This window comes from Pelomonas sp. V22 (genome assembly GCF_030014915.1).
GTDB lineage: Bacteria > Pseudomonadota > Gammaproteobacteria > Burkholderiales > Burkholderiaceae_C > JAUASW01.
On record NZ_JAGIXS010000001.1, the window covers coordinates 1,085,133 to 1,105,629 of the forward strand.

Genomic DNA, 20,497 nt, shown 5'->3' on the forward strand with positions numbered 1-20,497 from the left:
GGACTCAATACAAAGTTAGCTGGTGCGCGGGGCCGGACTCGAACCGGCACGCCGGTGAAGGCGTCAGGACCTAAACCTGGTGCGTCTACCAATTTCGCCACCCGCGCGGCGTGGTCTCAGGCCTGCTTCCGGGGATCAGGAATCCGTCGGCAAGCCTGTGGCGATTCGGCAAACCGGCGATTGTAGCCGCTTCACCGAACCAAAAATCAGCACCCCTCAGATACGGGAGGGCTCGGTCGGGCGCTTCACCCGGAACCAGGCGGCATACATGGCCGGCAAGGCCAGCAGCGTGAGTGCCGTGGCGACGATCAGGCCGCCCATGATGGCCACCGCCATCGGCCCCCAGAACACCGAGCGTGACAGCGGCACCATGGCCAGCACGGCCGCAGCGGCCGTCAGCACGATGGGGCGGAAACGCCGCACGGCCGACTCGGCAATGGCATTCCAGGCCGGCACGCCACGCTCGCGGTCCTGCTCGATCTGGTCGATCAGGATCACCGAGTTGCGCATGATCATGCCCATCAGCGCGATCACGCCCAGCATTGCCACGAAGCCGAACGGCCGGTTGAACAGCAGCAGCGCGAGCGAAACGCCTGCAATGCCCAGCGGCCCGGTGAGGTAGACCAGCATCGCCCGCGAGAAGCTCTGCAGTTGCAGCATCAACAGCGTGAACGTCACAAACAGCATCATCGGCACGCCGGCAAAGATGGACGACTGTCCCTTGCTGCTCTCCTCCACCGCGCCCGCCACCTCGATGTGATAACCGGCCGGCATCCTGGCCTGCAGCTTCTGCAGCTCGGGCCAGATCTGACCGGTCACGGTGGCCCCTTGCATGCCCTCGGCCACGTCGCCCTGAACGGTCACCGCATAGCTGCGACCTTCGCGCCACAGCACGCCCGGCTCCCAGTCGAAGCCGACCTTGGCGATCTGGGTCAGCGGAATGGCTCGGCCGCTGGCCGTCGGCACATAGGCATTCGCGATATCGGAGATGGCGTTGCGCTCCTCGGGCGGTTGGCGCAGCACGATGTCGATCAGGCGGTCGCCTTCACGGTACTGGCCGACCACCGAGCCCGACAACAGCGTGCGCGAGGCCTGCGCCAGGCCCTGGCTGGTCACACCCAGGGCCCGGGCCTTGTCCTGGTCGACCTCCAGCTTCAGCGCCTTGATCGACTCGTTCCAGTTGTCGTTGACGCCACGCATGTTCGGATTCGCACGCAGGATGGCCTTGGCCTGATCGGCCCAGGCGCGCACCGTCTTGACATCCTGGCCAAGCACGCGGAACTGCACCGGATAGGGCACAGGCGGGCCGTTGGGCAGCAGCTTGATGCGCGTACGCACGTCGGGGAACTCGGCGGCCAGCAGGGCCGGCAGCCGCTGGCGCAAAGCCTCGCGCTCCGGCAAGCCCTTGGGCAGCACGATGACCTGCGAGACATTGGATTGCGGGAACACCTGGTCCATGGGCAGGTAGAAGCGCGGCACGCCGCTGCCAACCCAGGTGGTCACCGAGGCCACGCTTGGCTCGCCCATCATGCGCGCCTCGAAACGCTTGGCCATCTGCTCGCTTTGCTGGAAGGTCGCGCCTTCGGGCAGCCACAGGTCCACGAGGATTTCCGGCCGGCTCGAGTCCGGGAAGAACTGCTGCTGCACCCGCGTCATGCCGAAGAGGCCCAACGCAAACACCAGCACCGTCATGCCTATGGTCTTCCAGCGGTGCTCCACGCACCAGGCCACCAGCTTGCGGAAGCGGTTGTAGAACGGCGTGTCGAACAGCTCGTGCACCTGACCGTCCTTGGGCTTGTGCGTCTTCAGCAGGAGCGCCCCCAGATAGGGGACGAAGTAGACCGACACCACCCAGGAGATCACCAGCGCCGCCGCCGTCACGGCGAAGATGGCGAAGGTGTATTCACCCGTCATCGAGCGCGCCATGCCGATGGGCAGGAAGCCCACGGCCGTGATCAGGGTGCCGGTCAGCATGGGCATGGCTGTCGCGTCGTACGCGAACGTGGCCGCATGCATCTTGTCGTAGCCCTCCTCGAGCTTGCGCACCATCATCTCGACGGCAATGATGGCGTCGTCCACCAGCAGGCCCAGCGCAATGATCAGCGAGCCCAGCGAGATCTTGTGCAGGCCCACGCCCCAATAGAACATGGTGACAAAGGTGATCGCCAGCACCAGCGGGATGGTGATCGCGACCACCAGGCCCGGCCAGATGTCCACGCGCAGCGGCCGCGTGTGCAGGCCCAGCGAAATGAAGCTCACCGCCAGCACAATGACCACGGCCTCGATCAGCACATGCACGAACTCGTTGACCGAGCGGGCCACGGCCTGCGGCTGGTCTTGCACCTGCTGCAGCTCGATGCCGGCCGGCAGATTGGCGCGGATCTGTTTGCCCGCCTTCTGCAGATTCTTGCCAAGCGTGATGATGTCTCCGCCCTTGCTCATCGAGATGCCGAGGGCAATCACTTCCTTGCCTTGATGGCGCACCTTGACCACTGGCGGATCCACGTACTCGCGCTTGACGGTGCCGATGTCACCGAGCTTGATCGTGCTGGCCGTGCCGGTGGCCGGATTGATGCCGCGGATCGGGAATTCCTTCAGCGATTCCACCGAGGTCAGTTGCCCCGCCACGCGCACCTGCAGGTTGCTGCTGCCGGCATTGAGCACGCCGGCGCCCTCGACCGCGTTCTGCGCATTCAGCTGGCCGATCACCTGGTTCAGATCCAGGCCCAGCTCGGCGATGCGCTTGTGGGAGATTTCGATGAACAGCTTCTCGGGCTGCACGCCAAAGGTCTCGACCTTGGCCACGTCCTGCACCTTGAGCAGCTCGCTGCGCACCTTGTCGGCATGCTGGCGCAGCTCTTCGTGCGTGAAGCCTTCGGCCGAGAGCGCAAAGATCGAGCCGTAGACATCGCCAAACTCGTCGTTGAAGCCGGGGCCCAGCACGCCTTGCGGCAGCGTCTGGCGCATGTCGCCAATCTTCTTGCGCACCTGGTACCAGACCTCGGGCACCTCCTTGGGCGGCGAGTTGTCCTTCAGCTGGAAGATGGTCAGCGATTCACCGGGCTTGGTGTACGAGCGGATCTTGTCGGAGTACGGCACCTCCTGCAGGGTCTTCTCGATCTTGTCTGTCACCTGCTCGGCCATCTGCTGGGCGGTGGCGCCGGGCCAGAAGGCCTGCACCACCATCAGGCGGAAGGTGAACGGAGGGTCTTCATCCTGGCCGAGCTGGAAATAGGCGGCGAAGCCCATCACCATCAGCACGATCATCAGGTAGCGCGTCAGCGCCGGATGCTCGAGCGCCCAGCGCGAAACGTTGAAGTGCGAAGCGCCCGGAGCGCGGTTCGGAGTGCTGCTCATGCCTGGGCTCTCCGATCAGCGCGAAGCTGCGGCAGACGCCGATGGAGCTGGCAGGGCGGCAGGCAGGGCGGCCGGCTTGCCTGGCGCTTCATAGCGACGCACCTTCTGGCCCGGCGTCAACACATGCACGCCGGCAATCACCACCTCCTGGCCGGTGCTGAGCCCGCTGGCGATCACCACCTCGTTGCCGTCCACGCCACCCACCTGCACCGGCTGCGGCTTGACCGTCATCGTGGCTGCATCGAGCAGCCAGACACTGGTCTTGCCCTGCTGCTCCAGCACGGCCGAAAGCGGCAGCTTGATGATGTTGGTGGTGCGCGGCAGCTCCAGCAGCACCGTAGCCGTCTGTCCCAGCTTCAGGCCACTGTCGCGGCCGGCGTCGGCCTTGAACAGGAAGGTGCGCGTGACCGGATCGGCCGCCGCCGACACCTCGCGCAGCGTCAGCGCCTGGCTGGCCTGACCTTCGCCCCATTGGCGCACCTTGAGGGCTCCGACCTGGCTGGCCGCAGCACGCAGCAGGGCCAGCTTGTCTTCGGGCACCGCGAACACCACGTCACGCGGCCCGTCCTCGGCCACACGCACAATGGGCGTGCCGGCGCCGACCACCATGCCAGGCTCGGCATCGACGCCCGTGACCACTCCTGCGTGATCAGCCACCAGCTGCGCATAGCCGGCCTGATTGCCCTGTACGCCGGCCTGGGCCTTGGCCTGGTCAAGCTGGGCCTGGGCGGCCTTGAAGGCGGTGTCGCGGCGCTCCAGCTCGGCAGCGCTGATGAAGCCCTGGTCGCGCAATTCCATGAAGCGCTTCAGCTCCGCGCCGAGTTGGTCTCGGTTGGCGCGGGCGGCCAGCACGGCGGCCTTGGCGGCGTCCTGGGCCAGTACCAGGTCTTGCGCGTCGATCTGGGCCAGCACCTGGCCGGGCCGCACCGCATCCCCCACATTGACCTTGCGGCTCAGCAGCTTGCCGCCCACCCGGAAGGACAGGCGCGACTCGGTCCTCGCCTTCACCTCGCCGGCGAACTCCAGCACCATGCCGGCGCTGCCGCTGTCCAGCTTCTGAGTCCGCACCGAACGCTCGGGCTCGGGGGCAGCCGCCTGCTTGCTGCAGGCCGCCAAGACGGTCAGGGCGAGCAGGACGAGGGCAGTTCGAACTTTGGGCATGAGAACCTCGTGAATCGCGGGCTCGGCATGCCCGAGCCCATGCCCGCTGCAGTCCGCCCCGCAGTAACTGACTAATTGGTCAGTAATGTATGCAGCGCCCACACCACTGTCAAACCCGCCGAAGGGGGCGCCAGCGACAACTCGGCGTTCGCAAATGCACACACAATGCCGCTCGTGAGCATAGAGCACTACGAAAACTTTCCTGTTGCTTCCTGGCTGTGTCCACCGCCCTTGCGGCCGGCCGTTGCCGCCATTTACTGGTTCGCGCGCACGGCCGACGACCTGGCCGACGAAGGCGATGCCAGCGCCTCAGAACGCATGCAGGACCTGCGGGACTACCGGGCCGATCTTTACGCCATGGCCGCCGGCCAGGCTCGGTCAGCGCGCTGGGCCGGCGTGTTCGCAGCCCTCGCGCCGATCTATCGTCAGCACGCCCTGCCACTGCAGTTGCTCGACGACCTGCTCGATGCCTTCATGCAGGACCTGCACAAGACCCGCTATGCCGACCGGCTGGAACTGCTGGACTATTGCCGGCGCTCGGCCAATCCGGTCGGCCGCCTGCTCTTGCATCTGTACGGCATCAACGATGCCGAGGCGCTGCGCCGCTCCGACGCGATCTGCACCAGCCTGCAGCTGATCAACTTCTGGCAGGACCCGAGCCGCGACATACCGAACGGCCGCTGCTATGCGCCGGCCGGCGACCTGGCGCGGCAAGGCATGAACACCGAAGACTGGCTGCGAGGCCAGGATTCAGCGGACAGCCGTGCGGTGCTGGCCGAGCTCTGCAGTTGGGCGCGCGAGCTGATGGAGGCCGGCGCGCCGCTGGTCCACCAGATCCCCGGCCGCGCCGGCTGGGAGCTGCGGCTGGTGGTTCAGGGCGGCCTCAGGATTCTTGAGAAAATCGCCGCCATGGATTTCGCCACCTTGCAGCAGCGCCCTGCCCTGCGCTCCCTCGACAGCCTGCCCATGCTCTGGCGCGCCCTGCGCATGCGACGGCCGCAAAGCCTCCTGCTGGAGGCCCGTTCTTGACCCCCGAGCAATATGTGCAGGACAAGGCGGCCAAGAGCGGCTCGAGCTTCTACTACGCCTTCCTCTTTCTACCGCCGCCGCGCCGCGCCGCCATCACCGCCTTCTACGCCTTCTGCCGCGAGGTCGACGACGTGGTGGATGAAACCCAGGACGCCGGCGTCGCCGCCACCAAGCTCGCGTGGTGGCGCAAGGAAGCGGCCAGCGCCTTCGCCGGACAGCCCCAGCATCCGGTGATGAAGGCCTTGATGCCACATTGCGGGCCCTTCGATATCCGTCTCGAGCACCTGACCGCCGTGATCGAAGGCTGCCAGATGGACCTGGACCAGACCCGCTACCTCGATTACCCCGGCCTGCAGCGCTATTGCCACCTGGTGGCCGGCGTGGTGGGCGAGGTGGCCGCGCGCATCTTTGGCCAGCAAGATGCCCAGACCACGGCCTACGCCCACAAGCTCGGCCAGGCCATGCAGCTGACCAACATCATCCGCGACGTCGGCGACGACGCGCGCCGCGGCCGCATCTACCTCCCGGTCAGCGAGCTGCAACAGTTCGACGTGAAGGCGCACGAGATCCTCAAGCGCGAGCGTCCCTGGGGTTACAGCGAGCGCTTCACGGCGCTGATGAAGTTCCAGGCCGAGCGCGCGCACCGCTTGTACGACGAGGCCTTCGCCCTGCTGCCGGAAGCCGACCGAAAGCCGCAAAAGCCCGGCCTGATGATGGCCAATATCTACCGCGCCCTGCTGCGCGAGATCGAGGCCGAGCACTTCCAGGTGCTGCACCAGCGCATCTCGCTGACACCGCTGCGCAAGCTGTGGATCGCGATGCTCACCAACTGGCGCGGCCGCTGATGCAGCCGGCGTGCCGGGTGGCCGTCATCGGCGGCGGCTGGGCGGGCCTGGCTGCGGCGGTGCGGGCCACCGAATCGGGGGCACAGGTCACGCTGTTCGAGATGGCCGCGCAACTGGGCGGCCGAGCCCGCAGCGTCAGCGAAGAGCTGCCGCTGCTCGACAACGGCCAGCACATCCTGATCGGTGCCTACCGCGACACGCTGGCCCTGATGCGCCGCGTTGGCGCCGATCCCGATCAGTTGCTGCTGCGCACGCCGCTGCGCCTGCGCTATCCCGATCACGAAGGCCTGCGCCTGCCGGGCGGCCAACCCTTGATTTCCTTCCTGCGCGGCGTGCTGAGCTACCGGCGCTGGCCTTGGCCAGCGCGGCTTGCCCTGCTGGCCCGCAGCACGGCCTGGCTGCTCCAGGGCTTTCGATGTGCGCCCCGTCTCAGCGTGGCCGAGCTCTGCACCGGCCTGCCGCGCCCGGTGCTGCAAGACCTGGTAGAGCCGCTGTGCGTGGCCGCTCTCAACACGCCGGCCGATAGAGCCAGCGCCCAGGTCTTTCTACGCGTGCTGAAGGACGCGCTGTTCAGCGGGCCCGGGTCGGCCGACCTGCTGCTGCCACGCCGGCCACTCGGCGATTTGCTGCCTGCACCGGCAGCCCGCTGGTTGCAGGCACAGGGCGCCAGCCTGCGTCTGGGCCAGCGCGTCCAGGCACTGATGGATCTTGGCGAGGGCCGCTGGCAAGTCGATGGCGAGGACTTCGATGCGGTGCTGCTGGCCTGCCCGCCGAACGAGGCAGCCCGCCTCACCGAGGCCATCGCGCCGGGCTGGGCCGTGCAGGCGCGCGGCCTGCGCTACGAGCCCATCATCACCGTCTACCTGCGCCGACTCGGCAGCCGCCTGCCCGCGCCCATGGTCGCCTTGAAGGAGTCGGCCGAGGCCCCGGCTCAGTTCGCCTTCGACCAGGGCCAGCTGAGCGGCCAGCCGGGGCTGTTTGCCTTCGTCATCAGTGGCGCCGAGGCCTGGGTCAATGCCGGCCTCGCGGCGACCGGCGACGCCGTGGAAGCCCAGGCCCGCGCGGCGCTCGGTTGGCAGGGCCCCATCGGGCGCGTCCGCGTGCTGGCCGAGAAGCGCGCCACCTTTGCCTGCACGCCCGGGCTGATCCGGCCGGGCATGCAAATCGCTCCCGGCTTGCTGGCGGTCGGCGACTACGTGGCCGGCCCCTACCCGGCCACGCTGGAAGGCGCTGTCCGCGCCGGCCTCGCGGCTGCCGATGTGGTCATTTCGCCATGTAAAACGGGCAGGAAATCGACCACAATCACGGCATGAAAAACAAAGAGCTCGCCGCGCCTGCCATCCAGGTGCTGGAACGCACCTTTGCCCTGCTGGACGTGCTGGCCAGCCACCAGGATCCGGTCTCGCTGAAGCAGATCAGTGAATCGACCGGCCTGCACCCCTCCACCGCGCACCGCATCCTCAACGACCTGACCATAGGCCGCTTCGTCGACCGGCCCGAGGCCGGCAGCTACCGCCTGGGCATGCGTCTCCTGGAGCTGGGCAACCTGGTCAAGGCCCGGCTGGACGTGCGCGACGCGGCCCTCGGGCCCATGCGCGAGCTGCACAAGTTCACCCACCAGCCGGTCAATCTCTCGGTACGCCAGGGCGACGAGATCGTCTACATCGAGCGCACCTACAGCGAGCGCTCGGGCATGCAGGTGGTCCGCGCCGTCGGCGGCCGAGCGCCGCTGCACCTGACCTCGGTCGGCAAGCTCTTCCTGGCCAGCGACGATCCGCTGCGCGTCCGCGCCTACGCCACCCGCACGGGCCTCGCCGGCCACACCAAGAACAGCCTCACCGAGATTGGCGCCCTGGAGCGCGAGATGGCCCTGGTGCGTCAGCGCGGCATTGCGCGTGACGATGAGGAACTGGAGCTGGGTGTGCGCTGCATGGCGGCCGGCATCTACGACGACCAGGCCAAGCTGGTGGCCGGCCTGTCGATCTCGGCACCGGCCGACCGGCTGGAAGAAGCCTGGAGCTCGCGGCTGAAGGAAATCGCCGCACAGATCTCGTCGGCGCTGGGCTACCGGGGCTGAGGCAACCCGGGCCTTGAGGCCCTTACTCGACCTTGCTGAGGCTCGCTGCCGAAGCGGTCGGGTTGGTAGAGATCCACTTGCGCACCCGTTCGGCATCGCCGATCCGGGCGTACTTGCCGGTGGAATCCAGGAACACCATGATCAGCTTGCGGCCCGCCATCTGGGCCTGCATCACCAGGCACTTGCCGGCCTCGTTGATGAAGCCGGTCTTCTGCAGGCCGATGTCCCAGTCGCGGCTGCTGACCAGGCCATTGGTACTGCGGAAGGCCATCTGGCGGCGGCCCACGGTCACGCTGTGGGCCTTGGAGGTGGAGTATTCGCGCAGCAGCGGCACCTCATGCGCCACCTTGACCAGAGCGGCCAGGTCCTTGGCGCTGGACTGGTTGCGGCTCGAGAGACCCGTCGGTTCCACATAGTGGGTGTCGTCCATGCCCAGCTCACGGGCCTTGGCATTCATGGCGGCCACGAAGGCATCGAGGCCGCCCGGATAGTTGCGGCCCAGCGCATGGGCGGCGCGGTTCTCGGAGGCCATCAGGGCCAGGTGCATCAGCTCACCGCGCGGCAGCGTGGTGCCCACTGCGAGGCGCGAGCCCGTGCCCTTCTCGGTGTCCTTGTCGGCGTCGCTGATGGTCAGCTTCTCGTCCAGCGGCAGCCCGGCCTCGACCACCACCAGGGCGGTCATCAGCTTGGTGATCGAGGCGATGGGCAGCACCGCCTGCGGGTTCTTGGAGAACAGGACCTCGTTGGTGTCCTGGTCCATGACCAGGGCCACGCTGGACTTCAGGTCCAGCGGATCGTCCACCGCGTGCAAACCATAGAGCTGACCGAAAGTGGGGGCCGCCGCTGCAGCAGCCACGACCGCCGCCTTGCGCGGCGTGCGGGTGGCGGGTTTGGCCTTGCGGACGTTTTGCTGCGCCGTGGCCGTCTTGCCATTCGTCTTGCTGTTGTTCGTGGCGGCTTCGGCCTGGGTGGTCATCAGCAAGCACGGGGCCAGCAGGCAACCGCTCAAGACGGCCGACGAAACGAAGGTGGCAAAAGTCTTCAAATGCATCCCCAGGGTCAGGGCGGCAGTCTATTTGATCCTTCCTGAAAATTCCAGTCAGATCAAAAACTTAACCGCCACTCTTCAAGTTCAACCTTGCGCTGCGACGCGCTCGGTTTTGCTCTGCAGCTTGTTCAAGGCACTCAAATATGCCTTGGCCGATGCGACCACGATATCGGGGTCGGCCCCGACGCCATTGACGACCCGGCCCGCATGCTGCAAACGGACCGTGACCTCGCCCTGGGATTCTGTACTGCCACTGGTGATGGCGTTCACCGAGTAGAGGATCATTTCTGCGCCACTTTGCACGGCTTGCTCGATCGCGCGCAGGGTGGCATCGACCGGGCCGTTGCCGTCGCTCTCCATCGCATGCTCGACCGAGCCGGCAGCGAACACCACCCGGGCATGCGGCCGCTCGCCCATTTCGGAGCGCTGGGCCAGGGCCAGCAGCCGGTAATGCTCCTGCTCGGCCGCGACCGATTCGTCCATCACGAGGGCCAGGATGTCCTCGTCAAAGATCTCATTCTTCCGGTCGGCCAGGTCCTTGAAGCGCAGGAAGGCTGCATTGACCTCCGCCTCGGACTCCAGCTGGATGCCGAGTTCCTGCAGGCGCTGCTTGAAGGCGTTGCGGCCGCTGAGCTTCCCCAGCACGATCTTGTTGGCGCTCCAGCCCACATCCTCGGCGCGCATGATCTCGTAGGTGTCACGCGCCTTCAGCACGCCGTCCTGATGGATGCCCGAGGCATGGGCAAAGGCATTGGCACCGACCACGGCCTTGTTGGGCTGCACCACGAAACCGGTGGTTTGCGACACCATGCGCGAGGCCGGCACGATCTGGGAGGCGTCAATGTTCAGATCGAGGCCGAAGTAATCGCGGCGCGTCTTGATCGCCATCACCACCTCCTCGAGCGAGCAGTTGCCGGCGCGCTCCCCGAGGCCGTTGATCGTGCATTCGACCTGGCGGGCGCCACCGATCTGCACGCCGGCCAGCGAGTTGGCCACGGCCATGCCCAGATCGTTGTGGCAGTGGACCGACCAGACGGCCTTGTCCGAGTTGGGCACTCGCTCGCGTAGGCGCTTGATGAAATTACCGTAGAGCTCGGGGATGGCATAGCCCACGGTGTCGGGGATGTTGATCGTGGTCGCGCCTTCCGCGATCACGGCTTCGACCACGCGCGCCAGGAACTCCGGGTCGGAACGATAGCCATCCTCGGGCGAGAACTCCACATCTCCGCACAGGTTGCGAGCAAAGCGCACGGCCAGCTTGGCCTGCTCCAGCACCTGCTCGCGGGTCATGCGCAGCTTCTTCTCCATGTGGAGCTCGCTTGTGGCGATGAAGGTGTGGATGCGCGAGCGGGCCGCGCTCTTCAGCGCCTCGGCCGCGCGGGCGATGTCGCGGTCGTTGGCGCGGGCCAGGGAACAGACCGTGCTCTCGCGGATCACATCGGCAATCGCTCGCACGGCCTCGAAGTCGCCATTGCTGGAGGCTGCAAACCCAGCCTCGATCACGTCGACCCGCAGCCGCTCCAACTGGCGCGCAATGCGCAGCTTCTCGTCCTTGGTCATGGAGGCGCCAGGCGATTGCTCGCCGTCGCGCAAGGTGGTGTCGAAGATGATCAGTTGCTGGGACATTGCCACGCTCCTCAGGCTGCCACGCTGGCAGCAAATTTCAATTGACCCCGCTGCGACGCACGGCGCAGGCCGGATGCAATCGCCTTCAGCGAGGCCGACACGATATTGGCATCGATGCCAACGCCGAACACCGTCAGCGCATCGCCGACGCGCAGCTCAAGGTAAGCCACGGCCTTGGCATCGGCACCGCTGCCGATCGAATGCTCGTGATAGTCCAACACCCGAACGGTCGAAGTGATGTGGGCATTCAGGCCGTTGATGAAAGCGTCGATGGGTCCAGTGCCTTCACCTTGCACCTGCACGCGCCGAACGCCCAGATCGGCCTGGGCACGCAGGCTCACACGGCCCTCGCCCACCTCGGCCGTGACCGGATGCAGGGCGGGACTTTCGCTGACGCCGTACTCGCGATCGAAGATGCGCCAGATATCGGCGGCGCTGAGCTCCTTGCCGCTGTCGTCCATCACGGCCTGCACCACCTGGCTGAATTCGATCTGCAGGCGACGCGGCAGCTCCACGCCGTACTCGGTTTCGAGCAGGTAGGAGATGCCGCCCTTGCCCGACTGGCTGTTGACGCGGATGACAGCGTCGTAGCTGCGACCCAGGTCCTTGGGGTCGACCGGCAGGTAGGGCATGACCCAGATATCGCCTTCCTTGCGCGCGGCGAAGGCCTTCTTGATCGCATCCTGGTGCGAACCCGAGAACGAGGTGTAGACCAGGTCGCCGGCATACGGATGGCGCGGATGCACCGGCAACTGCGTGCAGTGCTCGGCACAGCGGCGCACCTCGTCGATGTCAGAGAAGTCGAGCTCCGGCGAGACACCTTGCGTGTAGAGATTCAAGGCGATGTTGACGATGTCGACATTGCCGGTGCGCTCACCGCTGCCGAACAGGCAACCCTCGATGCGGTCGCCGCCCGCCATCAGCGCGAACTCGGCGGCGGCCGTGCCGGTACCGCGGTCGTTGTGCGGATGGATCGACAGGATGATGGCATCGCGGCGCTCCACATGGCGGTGCATCCACTCGACCATGTCCGCAAAGATGTTGGGCGTCGAATGCTCGACAGTGGCCGGCAGGTTGATGATGACCTTGCGCTCGGGCGTCGCGCCCCAGGCTGCCGTCACCGCATCGACCACACGCTTGGAGAAGGCCAGCTCGGTGCCGGAGAACATCTCGGGCGAGTACTCGAAGCCGATCTCGGTCTCGCTATGCGCCTCGGCCAGGCGGCGGATCAGCTGCGTGTGCGTCACGGCCAGCTCGACGATCTGGTCTTCATCCAGGCCCAGCACGACCTTGCGCATCACCGGCGCGCAGGCGTTGTACAGATGAACGATGGCCTTGCGGGCGCCGCGCAGCGATTCAAACGTGCGCTCGATCAGCGGCTGGCGCGCCTGCGTCAGCACCTGGATCGTCACGTCTTCGGGAATGAGGTTTTCTTCGATCAGCAGGCGGACGAAGTCGAAGTCAGTTTGCGAGGCCGATGGGAAACCGACCTCGATCTCCTTGAAGCCGATGCGCACCAGCATCTCGAACATGCGCAACTTGCGCTGCACGTCCATCGGCTCGATCAGGGCCTGGTTGCCATCGCGCAGATCGGTGCTCAGCCAGATCGGGGCTTGCGTCAGCTGGGCGTCCGGCCAGGTGCGGTCGGTGAGGCCGATCGGGGCAAAGGCGCGGTACTTGGTGTTCGGTTGCTTCAACATGGTCGTGCTTCCTGGCAAATCGAAAAAATCGAGGTTTGCAACCAGCAGACTAGAAAAAGCAAACGGCCCGCTGCGGGTTGCATACGGGCCGTTGAGATCAAAAACGCTTGTTTGGTACGTGCGTGCGCGATCAGCGAACCCGAGGTTCGACTAGTAGTAGCAGCGCGGTCACGGCAAACGTGTTCATGGGCAGCGAATATAGCAGAGCTTTTGCCGCCGATTCAGCGGTGAAGGCCTTGTTCGTCGGGCTCATCGGTCGATGTGGCAATCACGCTCACCGGCTTGCCCTTCATGCGTTTGTACGCGTACACGACATAGCCCGACAGGCCGTACAGGCAGAACACGCCGAACAGCACCGAAGGCGGATGGATATTGATCAACGCAATGCCCAGCGCAATCGCCACGATCACGATGAAGGGCACGGAGCGCTTGAAGCTCACGTCCTTGAAGCTGTAGAACGGCGCGTTCGTCACCATGGTCAGGCCGGCGTACAGCGTGAAGCCGAAAGCCACCCAGGCCAGCGACGGATCCTTGTAGATGTTCTTGTAGCCCGCGTCGTCCATCACCCAAACGAGGCCGATCACCAGCGCCGCAGCTGCCGGGCTCGGCACGCCCTGGAAGAAGCGCTTGTCGACGACGCCAATGTTGGTGTTGAAGCGAGCCAGGCGCAGCGCGGCGCCAGCGATGTAGACGAAGGCGGCGAACCAGCCCCACTTGCCGAGACCCTGCAAAGCCCAGGAATACATGATCAGGGCCGGTGCGGCGCCGAAGGACACCATGTCGGAGAGGCTGTCCATCTGCTCGCCGAAGGTGGACTGCGTGTTGGTCATGCGGGCGACGCGGCCGTCCAGGCTGTCCAACACCATCGCGGCAAAGATGCCATAGGCCGATTGCTCGAAGCGCCCGCCAATGGCCATCACGATGGCATAGAAGCCGCTGAACAGCGCCGCCAGCGTGAAGAGATTGGGAAGGATGTAGATGCCCTTGCGGCGTGGACGCGCAGGCTCGTGCGTCTCGACGTCTTCGTCGTCCCCATCGGGGCGGGCATTGGATTTCTGATCGGTCATGGGGCGGGAGGATACCGCAGGCCGCCATGAAAAAAGCCGCGCGGCCCTGGGGCGGCGCGGCTTTCGCTGGAGGGAATCCTCTTAATTCTTGGACTGGTCCACCAGGCGGTTCTTCTTGATCCAGGGCATCATGGCGCGCAGCTTCTCGCCGACCTGCTCGATCGGGTGCTCGGCCGTCAGGCGGCGACGCGACAGCAGGGTCGGCGCGCCAGCCTTGTTTTCGAGGATGAAGCTCTTGGCGTACTCGCCGGTCTGGATGTCCTTCAGGCACTGGCGCATTGCGTCCTTGGTGGCCGAGGTCACGACCTTGGGGCCGGTCACGTACTCGCCGTATTCGGCGTTGTTCGAGATCGAGTAGTTCATGTTGGCGATACCGCCTTCATAGATCAGGTCAACGATCAGCTTCAGCTCGTGCAGGCACTCGAAGTAGGCCATTTCAGGCGCGTAGCCAGCTTCGGTCAGCGTCTCGAAACCAGCCTTGATCAGCTCGACGGCACCGCCGCAGAGCACGGCTTGCTCGCCGAACAGGTCGGTCTCGGTTTCCTCGCGGAAGTTGGTTTCGATGATGCCGGCCTTGCCACCGCCATTCGCCGAAGCGTAGGACAGGGCCAGGTCACGCGCCTTGCCGGTCTTGTCGGCGTACACGGCGATCAGGTGAGGCACGCCGCCACCTTGAGTGTAGGTGCCGCGCACCGTGTGGCCTGGAGCCTTGGGAGCGACCATCCAGACGTCCAGGTCAGCGCGCGGCGTGACTTGACCGTAGTGCACGTTGAAGCCGTGAGCGAAGGCCAGCGAAGCACCTTGCTTGATGTTGGGCTCGACTTCGGCCGTGTAGACGCTGGCGATCTGCTCATCCGGCAGCAGGATCATGACGACGTCGGCGGCCTTCACGGCTTCGGCGATCTCGGCGACCTTCAGGCCGGCATTCTCGGCCTTGGCCCAGGAGGCGCCGCCACGGCGCAGACCGACGGTGACCTTGACGCCGCTGTCGTTCAGGTTTTGCGCATGGGCGTGGCCTTGTGAGCCGTAGCCGATGATGGTGACGTTCTTGCCCTTGATCAGGCTCAGATCAGCGTCCTTGTCGTAATAAACGTTCATGTCGGTCTCCAGGAAAAAGCGGTTCAGTGTGTGGGGTCGGGAATTCGTTCAGACGCGCAGGATGCGCTCGCCGCGGCCGATGCCGCTGGCGCCGGTGCGCACCGTCTCGAGGATGGCGGCGCGGTCGATCGCATCGATGAAGGCGTCGAGCTTCTCGGCATCGCCGGTCAGCTCGATCGTGTAGGTCTTCTCTGTCACGTCAATGATGCGGCCGCGGAAGATGTCGGCGGTACGCTTCATCTCTTCACGCTCCTTGCCGACCGCGCGCACCTTGATCAGCATGAGCTCGCGCTCGGTGTAGTTGCCTTCGGTCAGGTCGACCACCTTGACCACCTCGATGAGGCGGTTCAGGTGCTTGGTGATCTGCTCGATCACTTCGTCCGAGCCGGTGGTGACGATGGTCATGCGCGACAGCGAGGGATCCTCGGTCGGCGCCACGGTCAGGCTTTCGATGTTGTAGCCCCGTGCAGAGAACAGGGCCACGACTCGCGAAAGCGCCCCCGGCTCGTTCTCGATGAGCAAAGCAATGATGTGTCTCATGATGAATCTTCGTCCTTCGCGCTCTTCAAGCCGGCGGCGGTAACCGACGGCTCTTGGCCACGCTCTTCGATGGTGGGATTGCTGGGTGGTCCGCTGAGCGGCACATCTGCCACCGGGTCAGCTCGGGCGCGGTAACGCCCGGGTTGCTCGGCAGCTTCAGCGCCTCACAGGTCTTCGGAGCCCAGCAGCATTTCCGAGATGCCCTTGCCCGCCTGGACCATGGGCCAGACGTTCTCGGTCGGATCGGTGCGGATGTCCAGGAAGACCGTGCGGTCCTTCAGGCGCTTCGCTTCACGCAGCGCGCCCTCGACATCGCCGGGCTTCTCGACCAGCAGGCCCACATGGCCATAGGCCTCGGCCAGCTTGACGAAGTCCGGCAGCGCTTCCATGTAGCTGTGCGAGTAGCGCTTGCCGTAGTCCAGCTCCTGCCACTGCCGCACCATGCCGAGGTAGCGGTTGTTCAGCGACACGACCTTGACCGGCGTGTTGTACTGCTTGCAGGTCGACAGCTCCTGGATGCACATCTGGATCGAACCCTCGCCGGTGATGCAGAACACATCAGCCTGCGGCTTGGCCAGCTTGATGCCCATCGCATACGGCAGGCCCACGCCCATCGTGCCGAGGCCACCGGAGTTGATCCAGCGGCGCGGCTGCTCGAAGCGATAGAACTGTGCGGCCCACATCTGGTGCTGGCCAACGTCGGACGTGATGTAGGTGTCGTCGTCCTTGGTCATGTTCCAGAGCGTCTCGACCACCATCTGCGGCTTGATGACTTCGCTGGACGACTTGTAAGCCAGGCAGTCGCGGCGGCGCCATTCATTGATCTGGCTCCACCAGGCATTGATCGCGTTCGAATCCGGGCGGGCTTGCGCCTCCTTGATCTGATGGATCAGCTCCTGCAGCACGTCCTTCACGTCGCCGACGATGGGGATGTCGACGCGCACGCGCTTGGAGATCGACGAGGGGTCGATATCCACGTGGATGATCTTGCGCTCCACCGAACCGAAGTGCTTGGGGTTGCCAATCACGCGGTCGTCGAAGCGCGCGCCCACGGCCAGCAGCACATCGCAGTTCTGCATGGTCATGTTGGCTTCATACGTGCCATGCATGCCCAGCATGCCGAGGAAGCGCGGGTCGCTCGCGGGCATGGCGCCGAGGCCCATCAGCGTGTTCGTGCAGGGGTAGCCCAGCAGTTCGACCAGCTCGCGCAGCTCTTTCGAAGCCTCGCCGAGGATCACGCCGCCGCCGGTGTAGATGTAGGGCCGCTTGGCCTGCATCAGCAGCTGCACCGCCTTGCGGATCTGGCCGGAATGGCCCTTGCGCACCGGGTTGTAGGAGCGCATCTCCACATGCGTGGGGTACTGGAAGTGGGCCTTGGCCTGCGACACGTCCTTGGGGATGTCCACCACCACCGGGCCGGGACGGCCAGTGCGGGCGATGTGGAAAGCCTTCTTGAGCGTGACAGCCAGGTCGCGCACGTCCTTCACCAGGAAGTTGTGCTTGACGATGGGGCGCGTGATGCCCACGGTGTCGCATTCCTGGAAGGCATCGAGGCCGATCGCCGGCGTCGGCACCTGGCCGGTGATGATCACCATGGGGATCGAATCCATGTAGGCGGTGGCAATGCCGGTGATGGCATTGGTCACACCCGGACCCGAAGTCACCAGGGCAACGCCGACGTCGCCTGTCGCGCGGGCATAGCCGTCGGCGGCATGCACGGCGGCCTGTTCGTGGCGCACCAGGACGTGCTGGATGGTGTCTTGTTTGTACAGTGCGTCGTAGATGTACAGCACTGCGCCGCCCGGATAGCCCCAGAGGTACCGGACCCCTTCAGCCTGAAGGCAGCGAACAAGGATTTCAGAGCCGTTGGGCTCCGAGGAGGGGGAATTGATTTGCGGCTGTGCGCGACCATCCACGGTCGCTGCACGCTTGATGTCCGCGGCAGACATGTCCATTTTTCGAACCTTTGTGAATTTCTCTAACGAAAAACCATCGGTGCTCCTTCTCGCACCCTCGTGAGGTGGATTCGGAACCTGCGCGATCAGAAACGAGGCGCCCCGGTCGGGCGGCCAGCTTGAGACCAAAAACTCATTGTGCGAAGCAGCATTATGCACAGAATCGCTTGATACCCCCTCGCATTCCCTAGGGTGAGCCTTCGCAATGCAATAATCGCCACCCTTTGCCAGTGCTGGGTCCCTGCCCGAATTCCCTTGGCCACCGATAAAGAACTGAACGACTTCCTTCGCAGCGTCGACCGCCGTGCCTTCAAGCGCACGGCCTACATGGTCCGCGACGACGATGCGGCGCTGGACATCGTGCAGGACGCGATGATCAAGCTGGCCGAGAAGTACTTCGACCGCCCGGCCGAGGAACTGCCGCTGCTGTTTCAGCGCATCCTGTCGAACGCGACGATGGACTATTTCCGTCGCCAGAAAGTTCGCAGAGCGGTCATGTCGAACATGTCGGACTTCGAGTCAGGGGATCCCGACGACGACTTCAATCTGCTTGAATCGCTGGAAACCGGCGATGGGGCCATGGGCGCGCTGAGTGCGGCAGACGAAGTGTCCAAGGCCCAGATCTTGCAAGTGATCGAGGCAGAAGTGGCCGAGTTGCCCGCCCGTCAACGCGAAGCTTTTCTCTTGCGTTACTGGGAGGAATTCGATGTCGCGGAGACAGCCTCCGTCATGGGTTGCTCGGAAGGCAGCGTCAAGACGCATTGCTCCCGAGCGGTGCATTCGCTCGCGAAATCGCTGAAAGCCAAGGGAATCACACTATGAACCAGCCACGCCAAACGACCCATGACCCGGACCAACTGGTGTCACGCTTCGCGCTGCGCGTAGCAGCCGGGCTCGACCAGCAGGCCGATGGTCTGCCAGCCGACATTTCGGAGCGGCTTCGCTTTGCGCGAGAGCAAGCACTGACCAAGGCACGCCGCGAACGGGCCTTGGCTACTGCCGCGGCCGAGCAGGTCCTGAACGTCGGTGGCGGTGCCCTGGCGCTGTCGGGCGGCGCCCGCTCGCCGCGTTGGCTCAAGCTGGCCACCGTCCTGCCGCTGCTGCTGCTGGCCGCCGGCCTGCTGCTGATCCAGCAAAGCGAATGGTATGAACAGATCACGGCAACCGCCGAGGTCGACACCAAGCTGTTGGCTGATAAGCTGCCGCCGGCCGCCTACAGCGATCCGGGGTTCCGCGAATACCTGCAGGAAGACCAGCAGCAAGCGCCGCAACAACAGCCGCCTCAACAGCAGCAACAAAAGCAAGAGTGACGAGCCCAACCCTATGACGCGTCGGCCGCTGGCACATCGATTTTCCCTCCCTACCCTCGCACTGCTGCTGAACGCAGCGCTCATTGATGCCGCCCTGGCTCAGGCCGAGGCGGCATCGGCGCCTGCGCCTGCCGAAGTACCCAGTGCGGCCAAGGCCATGCCTCCGGCCCAGGCCGCCAGCAAGCCGGCCCTGAGCGCCGGCAGCCATTGGCGCAACCTGGGCAACAGCTACCGGCGCGTGCTGGCGCCGCTTGAGAAGGATTGGGACAGTCTCGACATCGCGAGCCAGGGCAAATGGCTGGAAGTTGCCGGCCGCTATGGCACGCTGCCGCTCGAGGAGCAGCAACGCGTCCAGCAACGCATGGCCGAGTGGGCACGGATGAGTGCAGCCGAGCGCCAGCAAGCTCGCACCGGGTTCCAGGGCGTTCAGCAGATCAAGGCTGACGACCGACAGGCCAAGTGGGAGGCCTACCAATCGCTGCCGCCCGAACGCCGCCAGGAACTCGCCGACAAAGCTGCGCTGAAAGTGGCCCAGAAGGCCAGCGCCACGGCTGCCACGCCCGCGCCTGGTGCAGGTTCCAAATCCAATCTGGTGCCCGTTGCCCCGGCAGCGCCCAGCGGCCGGCCGGTCGCGCCCTCCGTGCTGCAGGCCAAGCCCGGCGCCACGACGGTGCTGATCACCCAGGCGCCCACGCCGCCCTTGCATCAGATGCCAGGCATGCCGAAGCTGATCGCCGACCCGAGCCTGGTCGATCCCAAGACCCTGCTGCCCAAGCCTGCCTCGGCCCCTGCGCGATGAGCGAGCCGACTCCGCAACTGCCGGGCCTGGCCCGACGGATGGCCTGCTTCATCTATGAAGGCGTGCTGCTGTTCGGCGTGGTCTTCGTGGCCGGCTATCTCTATTCCGCCCTGACCCAGCAACGCAACGCCATGCAAGGCCAGCATGGCCTGCAGGCCTTTCTGTTCCTCGTACTGGGCGTCTACTTCACCTGGTTCTGGTCGCGTGGTGGCCAGACCGTGGCGATGAAGGCCTGGCATGTGCGGGTACTGACCCGCGATGGCCAGCCGCTCACCCAGGCCCGCGCGGCAGCCCGCTACCTGCTGTCCTGGCTGTGGTTCATGCCCGCTCTCGCGAGCGTCTACCTGTTCGGCCTGCACGGCCTGGGCGCCATCTTCGGCAGCATGATCGCCGGAGTGATCGCCTACGCGCTGGTCAGCTACCTACAGCCCGAGCGTCAGTTCCTGCACGACACGCTGTGCGGCACGCGCTTGATCACCCAGCTCCCGGTGAAGACAAAACCATGAGCAATCCGCACAAGGGCCGCACCGGGATCGACCGCATCATCCATGCGGCCGGCTACTCGATCGAAGGCCTGCGCGCCGCCTACACGGGCGAGAGCGCTTTCCGACAAGAGACCTGGATGTGTGTCGTTGCGACGCCTGTCGCCTTCTGGCTCGGCAGCAACTGGGTCGAGATCGCACTGCTGCTGGGCTGCCTGGCCCTGCTGCTGATCGTGGAGCTGCTGAACTCGGCCGTCGAAGCGGCCATCGACCGCATCTCCTTCGACCGCCATGAACTGTCCAAGCGCGCCAAGGACATCGGCAGTGCTGCGGTCTTCATCGCGCTGACGCTGTGCGGCGGCATCTGGGGCACGGCGCTGTGGCAGCGCCTGACCCACTGAGC

General features: G+C 65.4%; 18 protein-coding genes and 1 tRNA gene. 9 read left to right on the plus strand and 10 right to left on the minus strand.

From position 1 onward, the window contains the following. Window positions 1–20: 20 nt before the first annotated feature. From J7U46_RS04920 to J7U46_RS04930, 3 genes are all read right to left on the minus strand, one after another. Window positions 21–107, minus strand: a tRNA-Leu gene (locus tag J7U46_RS04920). Between the two features lie 109 nt (window positions 108–216). After that, complete coding sequence (locus J7U46_RS04925; protein ID WP_282823705.1) at window positions 217–3,357, minus strand: efflux RND transporter permease subunit; 3,141 nt, start codon at window positions 3,355–3,357, stop codon at window positions 217–219. 15 nt (window positions 3,358–3,372) lie between these two features. Next, on the minus strand, window positions 3,373–4,518 hold the full coding sequence (locus J7U46_RS04930; protein ID WP_282823706.1) for an efflux RND transporter periplasmic adaptor subunit: 1,146 nt from the start codon (window positions 4,516–4,518) through the stop codon (window positions 3,373–3,375). 174 nt (window positions 4,519–4,692) lie between these two features. On the opposite strand from J7U46_RS04930, the gene hpnC reads away from it, so the two are divergent. Genes hpnC through J7U46_RS04950 form a run of 4 tightly spaced genes read left to right on the plus strand, consistent with a single transcriptional unit; the run spans window position 4,693 to window position 8,469 of the window. Continuing rightward, window positions 4,693–5,547 (plus strand): squalene synthase HpnC, encoded by an 855-nt coding sequence (gene hpnC, locus J7U46_RS04935; RefSeq protein ID WP_282823707.1) that lies wholly within the window; start codon window positions 4,693–4,695, stop codon window positions 5,545–5,547. Then, entirely contained in the window at window positions 5,544–6,392 is an 849-nt protein-coding gene (hpnD, locus tag J7U46_RS04940) for a presqualene diphosphate synthase HpnD (RefSeq protein ID WP_282823708.1), read from the plus strand. The genes hpnC and hpnD overlap by 4 nt, the downstream gene beginning before the upstream one ends. Beyond that, window positions 6,356–7,705: a hydroxysqualene dehydroxylase HpnE gene (hpnE, locus tag J7U46_RS04945; protein WP_349239482.1), complete on the plus strand. Its 1,350-nt coding sequence runs from the start codon at window positions 6,356–6,358 to the stop codon at window positions 7,703–7,705. The genes hpnD and hpnE overlap by 37 nt, the downstream gene beginning before the upstream one ends. Beyond that, window positions 7,702–8,469: an IclR family transcriptional regulator gene (locus tag J7U46_RS04950; RefSeq protein ID WP_282823709.1), complete on the plus strand. Its 768-nt coding sequence runs from the start codon at window positions 7,702–7,704 to the stop codon at window positions 8,467–8,469. Before hpnE ends, J7U46_RS04950 begins: the two co-directional genes overlap by 4 nt. 22 nt (window positions 8,470–8,491) lie before the next feature. On the opposite strand, the gene pbpG is transcribed toward J7U46_RS04950, so the two are convergent. The 7 genes from pbpG to J7U46_RS04985 all read right to left on the minus strand — a co-directional run bounded on the left by pbpG (window position 8,492) and on the right by J7U46_RS04985 (window position 17,503). After that, window positions 8,492–9,520 carry a D-alanyl-D-alanine endopeptidase gene (gene pbpG, locus J7U46_RS04955; RefSeq protein WP_282823710.1) on the minus strand — a complete coding sequence of 343 codons (1,029 nt, stop codon included), beginning with the start codon at window positions 9,518–9,520 and terminating at the stop codon, window positions 8,492–8,494. An 81-nt stretch (window positions 9,521–9,601) separates the two neighbouring features. Further along, complete coding sequence (locus tag J7U46_RS04960) at window positions 9,602–11,143, minus strand: 2-isopropylmalate synthase (protein ID WP_282823711.1); 1,542 nt, start codon at window positions 11,141–11,143, stop codon at window positions 9,602–9,604. A gap of 11 nt (window positions 11,144–11,154) precedes the next feature. After that, the gene (gene leuA / locus J7U46_RS04965) at window positions 11,155–12,843 is read right to left on the minus strand and encodes a 2-isopropylmalate synthase (RefSeq protein WP_282823712.1); all 1,689 of its coding nucleotides are present in this window, start codon (window positions 12,841–12,843) and stop codon (window positions 11,155–11,157) included. A gap of 221 nt (window positions 12,844–13,064) precedes the next feature. Beyond that, a complete protein-coding gene (pssA, locus tag J7U46_RS04970) occupies window positions 13,065–13,910 on the minus strand; it encodes a CDP-diacylglycerol--serine O-phosphatidyltransferase (RefSeq protein ID WP_282823713.1) in 846 nt (281 codons plus the stop codon). An 81-nt stretch (window positions 13,911–13,991) separates the two neighbouring features. Then, a complete protein-coding gene (gene ilvC / locus J7U46_RS04975; protein WP_282823714.1) occupies window positions 13,992–15,008 on the minus strand; it encodes a ketol-acid reductoisomerase in 1,017 nt (338 codons plus the stop codon). Between the two features lie 48 nt (window positions 15,009–15,056). Next, on the minus strand, window positions 15,057–15,548 hold the full coding sequence (gene ilvN / locus J7U46_RS04980; RefSeq protein WP_282823715.1) for an acetolactate synthase small subunit: 492 nt from the start codon (window positions 15,546–15,548) through the stop codon (window positions 15,057–15,059). A gap of 164 nt (window positions 15,549–15,712) precedes the next feature. After that, window positions 15,713–17,503, minus strand: coding sequence for an acetolactate synthase 3 catalytic subunit (locus tag J7U46_RS04985; protein ID WP_282823716.1), 1,791 nt, complete (start codon window positions 17,501–17,503; stop codon window positions 15,713–15,715). 255 nt (window positions 17,504–17,758) lie between these two features. Between J7U46_RS04985 and J7U46_RS04990 the strand changes: the two genes are divergently transcribed. Genes J7U46_RS04990 through J7U46_RS05010 form a run of 5 tightly spaced genes read left to right on the plus strand, consistent with a single transcriptional unit; the run spans window position 17,759 to window position 20,495 of the window. Continuing rightward, window positions 17,759–18,325 (plus strand): RNA polymerase sigma factor, encoded by a 567-nt coding sequence (locus J7U46_RS04990; protein ID WP_282823717.1) that lies wholly within the window; start codon window positions 17,759–17,761, stop codon window positions 18,323–18,325. Next, on the plus strand, window positions 18,322–18,813 hold the full coding sequence (locus tag J7U46_RS04995; protein ID WP_282823718.1) for a DUF3619 family protein: 492 nt from the start codon (window positions 18,322–18,324) through the stop codon (window positions 18,811–18,813). The genes J7U46_RS04990 and J7U46_RS04995 overlap by 4 nt, the downstream gene beginning before the upstream one ends. A 13-nt stretch (window positions 18,814–18,826) precedes the next feature. Further along, complete coding sequence (locus J7U46_RS05000; RefSeq protein ID WP_282823719.1) at window positions 18,827–19,612, plus strand: DUF3106 domain-containing protein; 786 nt, start codon at window positions 18,827–18,829, stop codon at window positions 19,610–19,612. Further along, window positions 19,609–20,118 (plus strand): RDD family protein, encoded by a 510-nt coding sequence (locus tag J7U46_RS05005; RefSeq protein ID WP_282823720.1) that lies wholly within the window; start codon window positions 19,609–19,611, stop codon window positions 20,116–20,118. Before J7U46_RS05000 ends, J7U46_RS05005 begins: the two co-directional genes overlap by 4 nt. Next, window positions 20,115–20,495: a diacylglycerol kinase gene (locus tag J7U46_RS05010; protein ID WP_282823721.1), complete on the plus strand. Its 381-nt coding sequence runs from the start codon at window positions 20,115–20,117 to the stop codon at window positions 20,493–20,495. Before J7U46_RS05005 ends, J7U46_RS05010 begins: the two co-directional genes overlap by 4 nt. Window positions 20,496–20,497: the final 2 nt, after the last annotated feature.